This is a genomic window from Saccharothrix tamanrassetensis (assembly GCF_014203665.1).
GTDB lineage: Bacteria > Actinomycetota > Actinomycetes > Mycobacteriales > Pseudonocardiaceae > Actinosynnema > Actinosynnema tamanrassetense.
In genome coordinates this window covers 145417-154415 of the sequence record NZ_JACHJN010000015.1, presented here as the reverse complement: position 1 = coordinate 154415, position 8999 = coordinate 145417, and the positions used below count along the sequence as shown (strand labels likewise).

Here is an 8999-nt window from a genome sequence, read left to right as displayed (position 1 = left end):
TCTTGGGGGTGCAAGCGAAAAGCGTGCTTGCACCCCCAAGACAAGCGCGGTTCGCTGCGCGCAGGCCATACGGGGATGACACACAGCACGGCAGGGGTGTGCGCGGTGCGCGACTTGGGCGGGGTAGTGGGTTCGGATAGGCGAAAGGCCCACCCGACTGGTCGGGTGGGCCTTTTCTGACGGTTCTGGCGGGGACGTCAGTCGTTGTCCGCGCCGGGGGTCGTCTTGGCCACCTGCATGAGGAACTCGATGTTGGTCCGGCTCTTGCGGAGTCGGTCCAGGAGCAGGTCGATGGCCTGCTGGCTGTCGAGTGCGTGCAGGACCCGGCGGAGCTTGTGCATCACTGCCAGCTCGTCGGGGGAAAGCAGCAGGTCTTCCTTGCGGGTACCGGACGAGTCGACGTCCACCGCCGGGAAGGTGCGCTTGTCGGCGATCTTCCGGTCCAGCTTGAGCTCGGCGTTGCCGGTGCCCTTGAACTCCTCGAAGATCACGCTGTCGCCCGCGGACCCGGTCTCGACCAGGGCCGTGGCGATCACGGTCAGGCTACCGCCGCCCTCGATGTTCCGCGCCGCGCCGAGGAAGCGCTTCGGCGGGTACAGCGCGGTCGAGTCGACGCCACCGGACAGGATCCGGCCGCTGGCCGGGGCGGCCAGGTTGTAGGCACGGCCCAGGCGGGTGATCGAGTCGAGCAGCACGACGACGTCGTGGCCCATCTCGACCAGGCGCTTGGCGCGCTCGATGGCCAACTCCGAGATCGTCGTGTGGTCCGACGGCGGCCGGTCGAAGGTGGAGGCGATGACCTCGCCCTTCACCGAGCGCTGCATGTCGGTGACTTCCTCGGGGCGCTCGTCCACCAGGACCACCATCAGGTGGCACTCCGGGTTGTTCTTCGTGATCGCGTTCGCGATCGACTGCAGGACGGACGTCTTGCCGGCCTTCGGCGGCGAGACGACCAGCGCGCGCTGACCCTTGCCGATCGGCATTACCAGGTCGATGACGCGGGTCGTCAGGATGTGCGGTTCCGTTTCGAGGCGCAGGCGCTCGTTCGGGTACAGCGGGGTCAGCTTGGTGAAGTCGGGGCGGTTCTTCGACTCCTCCGGGTCCAGCCCGTTGATCTTGTCGACGCGCACCAGCGGGTTGAACTTCTGCCGCTGCTGCTCGCCCTCGCGCGGCTGGCGGACGGCGCCGATGAGCGCGTCGCCGCGCCGCAGGCCGTACTTGCGGACCAGCGACAGCGACACGTAGACGTCGTTCGGACCGGCCAGGTAGCCGGACGTGCGGACGAACGCGTAGTTCTCCAGCACGTCCAGGATGCCCGCCACCGGGAGCAGGACGTCGTCCTCGCGCACCTCGGTGTCCGTGCTGCCGGTCGTGCCGTCGCCACGACCGCCACGACGGCGGCGGTCGCGGAAGCGGCGGCCACGACGGCCGCCGTCCTCGTCGTCCTGGTCGTCCTGGACGTTGTGGACGTTCTGGCGGTTGCGGTTCTGGTCGCGATCGCGGTCGCGGCCACCGTCACGGTCACGGCCACCGTCGCGGTCACGGCCGCCGTCCCGGTCGCCGCGGTCGCGGCGGTTGCCTCGGTCACCGCGGTCCTGCCGGTCGCCGCGGTCGCCACGGTCCTGGCGCTCGCCGCGGTCCTGCCGTTCACCGCGGTCCTGGCGCTCGCCGCGGTCCTGGCGCTGTTCGCGCTGCTCGCCGCGGTCCTGGCGGTCGCCGCGCTGGTCGCCGCGGTCCTGCTGCGGACGGTCCTGGCGCTCCTGCGCCGGGCGGTCCTGCGTCGGCTGGGCCGGTGCCTCGACGGCGGCCGGCCGGTCGCCCTCGGGGCTGCCCGCCGGGCGGTTCGCGGAACGGCGCCGGCGGTTGCCCCGGCGGCCGCCCTCCTCCTCGCCCCCGGCGGGGCGATCGGCCACGTCGAGCTGCTGCTGGGTCGGCTTGTCGACCGGCTTCTCGACGCCGGCGGCGGGTGCGGGGGCCTCGGTGGCAGCGGGCTGGTCGGCTACCGGCTTCTCGGCGACGGCCTTCTTCTCGGCCTTCGGCGGCGTCGCGGCACTGCCCCGACCGGAGGTGCCGCCCTGACGCTCCTTGATGGCCGCGATGAGGTCTCCCTTGCGGAGCCCCGCGGTGCCGGTGATACCGAGCTGACCTGCGAGTTCACGGAGTTCGGCGAGCACCATGCCGGAGAGTCCGGCGCGCTTGCGCGGCGGGGCGCTGCCGTTCGTAGGGGTGGTCAGAGCGTTCTCCTCGGCTCCGGAACTGGCTGCGGCGTTGGGAGCAGCTGGAGCTTCGCTGCTCAGCACATCGGTGTTGCTCACACATGTCCTTCCTGACCGGACCGCGCCTCCTACGCGACCCAGCGGACCTGCCGTCCGACGGAATGCGGACAGGCAGTTCGCCTGCCTCCCGGAGGACTTCGACGTCGCGAAAACGCGCACGAATACGGAGTCCACCAGCACAGACGTTCTCGGTCACACGGCGAGCGGGTGCCTTCCAGCGCCAACCCCGTCCATACGGCACAGGGCCAAGTCACTGGAGGAATGCGATCCGGAGCGAATGTCCGGGCACCACACCGGCGCCCGTGCGCGCGGTGACTGATGGCCCCGAGGGTAGACGCCGCTCCGGCCAGGTGCAACAACCGGGGCTCGGCGCGTCGCATCACTCAACCGAGTGGCGCAACGCGCACTCCGGCCGGGTCGGCCGGGACGTGGTGGGCGGTGAACCCGGTCAGGTCCACCTCGTCGGGCAGCTTCCCGTCCTCCGGCAGGGCCAGCACGGTCGGTCCCGCACCCGACACCGCCGCCGCCACCCCGACCGACCGCAACGCCTTGACCAGCGCGAACGTCGCCGGCCAGGCCGGCTCGCGGTACGGCTCGTGCAGCCGGTCGTCCAGCGCGTCGAGCAGCAGCGAGGGGTCCGCGGTCAGCGCGTGGACGGCCAGCGCGGACCGCCCGGCGGCGAACGCGGCGTCCGCGTGCGGCACCGAGGCGGGCAGCAGGCCGCGCGTCGTCCGGGTGGACGATTCCTGTTCGGGGATCAGCACCACCGGCTCGATCGCGGGGTGCGGGTCGAGGCGGACCGCGCGGAACCGGTCACCCTGCGTCCACGCCACCGCCACGCCGCCGAACATGGCCGCCGCCGCGTTGTCGGCGTGGCCCTCGAACTCGGCGGCGAGTTGCAACGCGGTTGTGTCCAACTCGTGGCCGGCCAGCGCGTACCCGGCCGCCACGCCCGCCACCACGGCCGCCGCCGACGAGCCGAGGCCGCGCGCGTGCGGAATGGCGTTCCGGCACCTCAGGCGCAGTCCCGGCACGTCCACCTCCAGCCGGGCGCAGGCCGCCCGGAAGGCCCGCACGACCAGGTGCGACTCGTCCCCGGGCACGTCCCGACCCTCGCCGGAGACCTCGACCACCAGCCCGGACGGCCGCACCTCGAACTCGACCTCGTCGCGGACGCCCAGCGCCAGGCCGAGCGCGTCGAACCCGGACCCGAGGTTGGCGGTGGACGCGGGGACGGTGACCCGGACGCCGGTCATGCCAGTTCCAGCGCGGTGGCGACCGCGCCGGGGTCGACCGGCACCGGCTCGACCTCGGTCACGCCGAGCAGGGCCGTGTCGGGGTCCTTCAGGCCGTGGCCGGTGACCGTGCAGACGACCACCGAGCCGCCGGGCAGCCGGCCGTCGGCGGCGGTGGCGAGCAGGCCGGCCACGCTGGTCGCGGACGCGGGCTCGACGAAGATGCCCTCCCGCGAGGCCAGCAGCCGGTAGGCCTCCAGGATCTTCTCGTCCGTGACCGCCTCGAACAGCCCGCCGGACTGCTCCTTGGCGGTCACCGCGCCGGTCCACGACGCCGGGCTGCCCACCCGGATGGCGGTGGCGATGGTCTCCGGGTCGGCGACCGGCTCGCCGAGCACCAGCGGTGCGGCGCCGGCCGCCTGGAAGCCGAACATGCGCGGCGTCGAACCGACCACCCCGTCGGTCGCGTAGTCCGAGTAACCGCGCCAGTACGCGGTGATGTTGCCCGCGTTGCCGACCGGGAGGCAGTGCACGTCCGGCGCGCGGCCGAGCACGTCGCAGATCTCCCAGGCGGCGGTCTTCTGGCCGACCAGCCGGACCGGGTTGACCGAGTTCACCAGGGTGATCGGGTACTCGGCGGAGGTCTTGGCGGCCAGTTCCAGGCAGTCGTCGAAGTTGCCGTCGATCTGCAGGATCCGCGCGCCGTGCGCGACCGCCTGGGCGAGCTTGCCCAGCGCGATCTTGCCGCGCGGGACCAGCACGGCGGCGGTGAGCCCGGCCTTGGCCGCGTAGGCGGCGGCGGACGCCGAGGTGTTGCCGGTCGACGCGCAGATGACCGCCTTGATGCCGCTGGCCAGCGCGTGCGTCATGGCCACCGTCATGCCGCGGTCCTTGAACGAGCCGGTCGGGTTCGCGCCCTCGACCTTCACGTACACCTGGCAGCCGGTCACGTCGGACAGGTAGTCCGAGGCCACCAGCGGCGTGCCGCCCTCGTGCAGGGTGACGACCTTCGCCCCCTCGGGGAGCTGGATCCGGTCCGCGTAGGCCCGGATGATGCCGGGCCACCCCGGCTGTGCTGTAACCCGACTGTCGGCTCCGCCGAAGGTCGCCTGGGCCGTCATGTCTCTTCGCCTTCCACCCGCATCACGCTGACGACTTCTCGAACCACGGGCAGTCCGCCGATTTTGTCCACGGTCGACCGCAGTGCCGCGTCGGTCGCGGCGTGGGTGACGATCACCAGACTGGCGTCGTCCACCCTCCCCTCCTGCCGGACCGCCGCGATGCTCACGTCGTGCTCCGCGAACACCGCCGCGACCTGCGACAGCACACCCGGCCGGTCGGCCACGTCGAGGCTGATGTGGTAGCGGGTGGGGGCCTGGCCCATCGGCCGCACGGGCAGCGCCGCGTACGCCGACTCGCGCGGGCCGCGCCCGCTGACCACCCGGTTGCGGGCCACCGCGACGAGGTCGCCGAGCACCGCGCTGGCCGTGGGCGCGCCACCCGCGCCCCGGCCGTAGAACATCATCTCGCCCGCCGCGTCGGCTTCCACGAACACCGCGTTGAACGCGCCGTTCACGCCCGCGAGCGGGTGGGTCCGGGGGATCATCGCCGGGTGCACCCGCACGGAGATGCTCTCCCCGCCGGCCGAGGTCACCCGCTCGCAGATGGCCAGCAGCTTCACGGTCCGGCCGAGCCCCTTGGCGGCGGCGATGTCGGCCGCGCTGACCGACGCGATGCCCTCGCGGTGCACGTCGGCGGCCGTCACCCGGCTGTGGAACGCCAGCGACGCCAGGATGGCGGCCTTGGACGCGGCGTCGAACCCGTCCACGTCCGCCGTCGGGTCGGCCTCGGCGTAGCCCAGCCGGGTCGCCTCCTCCAGCGTCTCCGAGTAGCTCGCGCCGGTGGAGTCCATGCCCGAGAGGATGAAGTTGGTGGTGCCGTTGACGATCCCCATCACGCGGGTGATCCGGTCACCGGCCAGCGACTCGCGCAGCGGGCGCAGCAGCGGGATCGCGCCCGCCACCGCCGCCTCGAAGTACAGGTCGGCGCCGGTCGAGTCGGCCGCCTGGAACAGCTCGCCGGAGTGCTCGGCCAGCAGCGCCTTGTTGGCGGTCACCACGGACTTGCCCCCGTGCAGGGCCTTCAGCAGCCAGGTGCGGGCCGGCTCGATGCCGCCGACCACCTCCACCACGACGTCCACGTCGGACTCGACCAGGCCGTCCACGTCCGTGGTGAGCAGTTCGGCGGGCACCTCGCGGTGCTTGTTCGGCTTGCGCACCGCGATGCCCGCCAACTCCACGGGGGCACCGACCCGGGCGGTCAGGTCCGCCGCCTGGTCGGTCAGCAGCCGGACCACCTCGGTGCCGACCGTGCCGCAGCCGAGCAGCGCCACTTTGATCGGTTTCTGGCCAGGCACGTCATACCTCCAGGCGGAACAGGTCTTCCTCGGTCTCCCGGCGCAGCAGCAACCGGGACCGGCCGTCCGCGACCGCGGCGAGCGCGGGCCGGGGCAGCCGGTTGTAGCCGCTGGCCATCGAGTAGCAGTACGCGCCGGTCGCGGCGACCGCGATCAGGTCGCCGGGGGCGAGGTCGTCGGGCAGCCAGCAGTCGCGCACCACCACGTCCCCTGACTCGCAGTGCTTGCCGACCACCCGGCACAGCACCGCTTTCGCGTCCGGTTCGGCCTTGCGGGACACCAGCCTGCAGTCGTACACGGCGTCGTACAGGGCGGTGCGGATGTTGTCGCTCATGCCGCCGTCGACGCTGACGTACCGGCGGATCGCGCCGGCGTCGAGCTGCACGTCCTTGATGGTGCCCACCTCGTACAGCGTGACCGTGCTGGGGCCGACGATCGCCCGGCCGGGTTCGACCGCGATCTTCGGCACCGGCAGCCCGGCGTGCTCGCACTCCTTGGACACGATGTTCTTCAGCTGGCGGGCCAGCTCGACGGGCGGCGGCGGGTCGTCGTCCGGCGTGTACGCGATGCCGAGCCCACCGCCGAGGTCCACCGTGGACACGTGTTCGAGGACGCCCTCGCCGTGCTCGTCGCGGAGTTCCGCGAGCAGGCCGATCACCCGGCGGGCGGCCACTTCGAAGCCGCTGGCGTCGAAGATCTGCGAGCCGATGTGGCTGTGCAGGCCGATCAGGTGCAGGCCCTCGGACTTCAGCACCCGGCGCGCCGCCTCGGCCGCGTCCCCGGAGGACAGCGAGAAGCCGAACTTCTGGTCCTCGTGCGCGGTCGCGATGAACTCGTGGGTGTGCGCCTCCACGCCGACCGTGACCCGGATCATCACCGGCTGCACGCGCCCGCGCTCCCGGGCGATCTGGTCCAGCCGGGCGATCTCGTAGTACGAGTCGAGCACCACCGCGCCGACGCCGGCTTCCACCGCGGCGGTCAGCTCGGCGACGGACTTGTTGTTGCCGTGCAACGCGATCCGATCCGGCGGGAACTCCGCGCGCAGCGCGATGGCGAGCTCGCCGCCGCTGCACACGTCGATGCTCAGGCCCTCCTCGGCGACCCAGCGGGCCACCGCGACGGACAGGAACGCCTTGGACGCGTAGTGCACCTGCGTGGGGTCGCCGAACGCCTCGGCGTGGTCCCGGCAGCGCGATCGGAAGTCGTCCTCGTCCATCACGAACAGCGGCGTGCCGAACTCCTCGGCCAACGCGCGCACGTCCACCCCGCTGAGGCCGACCACGCCGCTCTCGGCGCGGGACGCGTTGCGCGGCCACACGTTCCGGTGCAGCGCGTCGATTTCGTCCGGAGTGGACGGACGGTTGCCCGCCGTGTTGGACGGGACCAGGACGTCGGCGTGCCGGGGACCGGCCGGGTGCGCCCTCATCACATCCGCTCCGGGGCGCTCACGCCGAGCAGCTGCAGACCGTTGCGGAAGACCTGCTTGGTCGCCGCGCACAGCTGGAGCCGGGCGCGGTGCAGCTCGGTGGTCTCCTCGTCGCCGCGCGGCAGCACCCGGCAGGCTTCGTAGAACCGGTGGTAGGTGCCCGCCAGCTCCTCCAGGTACCGCGCCACCCGGTGCGGCTCGCGCAGCTCGCCCGCGGTGGCCACCACGCGCGGGAACTCGCCGATGGTGCGGATCAGGTCGCCCTCCCGCTCGTGGTCGAGCAGCTCGAACTCCTCACCCGGCTCGACGCCCAGGTCCGCGCCGTTGCGCAGCACCGACGCCAGCCGCGCGTGCGCGTACTGCACGTAGAACACCGGGTTGTCGTTGCTGCGCTTGCGCAGCAGGTCCAGGTCGATGTCCAGCGTCGAGTCCGCCGACGACCGGGTCATGGCGTACCGGGCGGCGTCCACGCCGACCGCCTCCACCAGGTCCTGCATGGTGATGACGTTGCCCGCGCGCTTGCTCATCCGCACCGGCTTGCCGTCGCTGACCAGGTTCACCATCTGCCCGATCAGCACCTCGACGGACTTCGGGTCGTCGCCCACCGCCGCGGCGGCGGCCTTGAGCCGGCCGATGTAGCCGTGGTGGTCCGCGCCCAGCATGTAGATGCACAGGTCGAACCCTCGCGACCGCTTGTCCAGGAAGTACGCGATGTCGCCCGCGATGTAGGCCGGTTCGCCGTCGCTCTTGACGACCACCCGGTCCTTGTCGTCGCCGTACTCGGTGGACCGCAGCCACCACGCGCCGTTGTCGAAGTACAGCCCGCCCGACGCCTTGAGCTGCTCGATCGCCTTGCCGACCGCGCCCGACTCGTGCAGCGAGTTCTCGTGGAAGTACACGTCGAAGTCGGTGCCGAAGTCGTGCAGGTCCTGCTTGATCTCCTCGAACATCAGGTTCACGCCGATCCGGCGGAAGACCTCGTGACAGTCCTCGGCGGACAGCGCGCCGGGCGCGCGCTCGAGCACCTCGGCCGCGATGTCGCCGATGTAGCCGCCCGCGTAGCCGTCCTCCGGGGCGGGCTCGCCCTTCGCGGCGGCGATCAGGGACCGGACGAACCGGTCGATCTGCGCGCCGGCGTCGTTGAAGTAGTACTCGCGGGTCACGTCGCCGCCGTTGGCGGCCAGCACGCGGCCCAGCGCGTCGCCCACCGCCGCCCACCGGGTGCCGCCCAGGTGCACCGGGCCGGTCGGGTTCGCGGAGACGAACTCCAGGTTGATCCGGGTGCCGGCGAACTGGTCGCCGCGGCCGTACGCCTCGCCCGCCTCGACCACCTCGCGGACGATGGCGCCCTGCGCGTCGGCGGCCAGCCGCAGGTTCAGGAAGCCGGGCCCGGCGACCTCCACCGACGCGATCGCGTCCGTGCCGGTGAGCGCGTCGGCCAGCCAGCCGGCCAGGTCGCGGGGCACGACACCGAGCTTCTTGGCGGCCTGGAGGGCGAGGTTCGTGGCGTAGTCGCCGTGCTCGGGGTTGCGGGGTCGCTCGATGGTCACCGCGGCGGGGAGGGCGGCGGGGTCGAGGCCGCGGGTGGACAACACGTCCACGGCCGTCGCACGGACCAGTTCAGCGAGCGCAGCGGGAGTCACCCG

Annotated in this window: 6 protein-coding genes; all 6 read right to left on the bottom strand. The window is 72.4% G+C overall.

Features of this window, described 5'->3' with window-relative positions:
* Positions 1–197: 197 nt before the first annotated feature.
* The 6 genes from rho to argS all read right to left on the bottom strand — a co-directional run bounded on the left by rho (position 198) and on the right by argS (position 8996).
* Entirely contained in the window at positions 198–2315 is a 2118-nt protein-coding gene (rho, locus tag FHS29_RS34435; RefSeq protein ID WP_184698560.1) for a transcription termination factor Rho, read from the bottom strand.
* A 344-nt stretch (positions 2316–2659) separates the two neighbouring features.
* Positions 2660–3532, bottom strand: a complete 873-nt coding sequence (gene thrB, locus FHS29_RS34430) for a homoserine kinase (RefSeq protein WP_184698558.1) — start codon at positions 3530–3532, stop codon at positions 2660–2662.
* Positions 3529–4632 (bottom strand): threonine synthase, encoded by a 1104-nt coding sequence (gene thrC, locus FHS29_RS34425; protein WP_184698556.1) that lies wholly within the window; start codon positions 4630–4632, stop codon positions 3529–3531. Before thrC ends, thrB begins: the two co-directional genes overlap by 4 nt.
* Complete coding sequence (locus FHS29_RS34420) at positions 4629–5927, bottom strand: homoserine dehydrogenase (RefSeq protein ID WP_184698554.1); 1299 nt, start codon at positions 5925–5927, stop codon at positions 4629–4631. Before FHS29_RS34420 ends, thrC begins: the two co-directional genes overlap by 4 nt.
* Before the next feature lies 1 nt (position 5928).
* A complete protein-coding gene (gene lysA, locus FHS29_RS34415; RefSeq protein ID WP_184698552.1) occupies positions 5929–7353 on the bottom strand; it encodes a diaminopimelate decarboxylase in 1425 nt (474 codons plus the stop codon).
* A complete protein-coding gene (argS, locus tag FHS29_RS34410; protein ID WP_184698551.1) occupies positions 7353–8996 on the bottom strand; it encodes an arginine--tRNA ligase in 1644 nt (547 codons plus the stop codon). The genes lysA and argS overlap by 1 nt, the downstream gene beginning before the upstream one ends.
* Between the last annotated feature and the right edge of the window lie 3 nt (positions 8997–8999).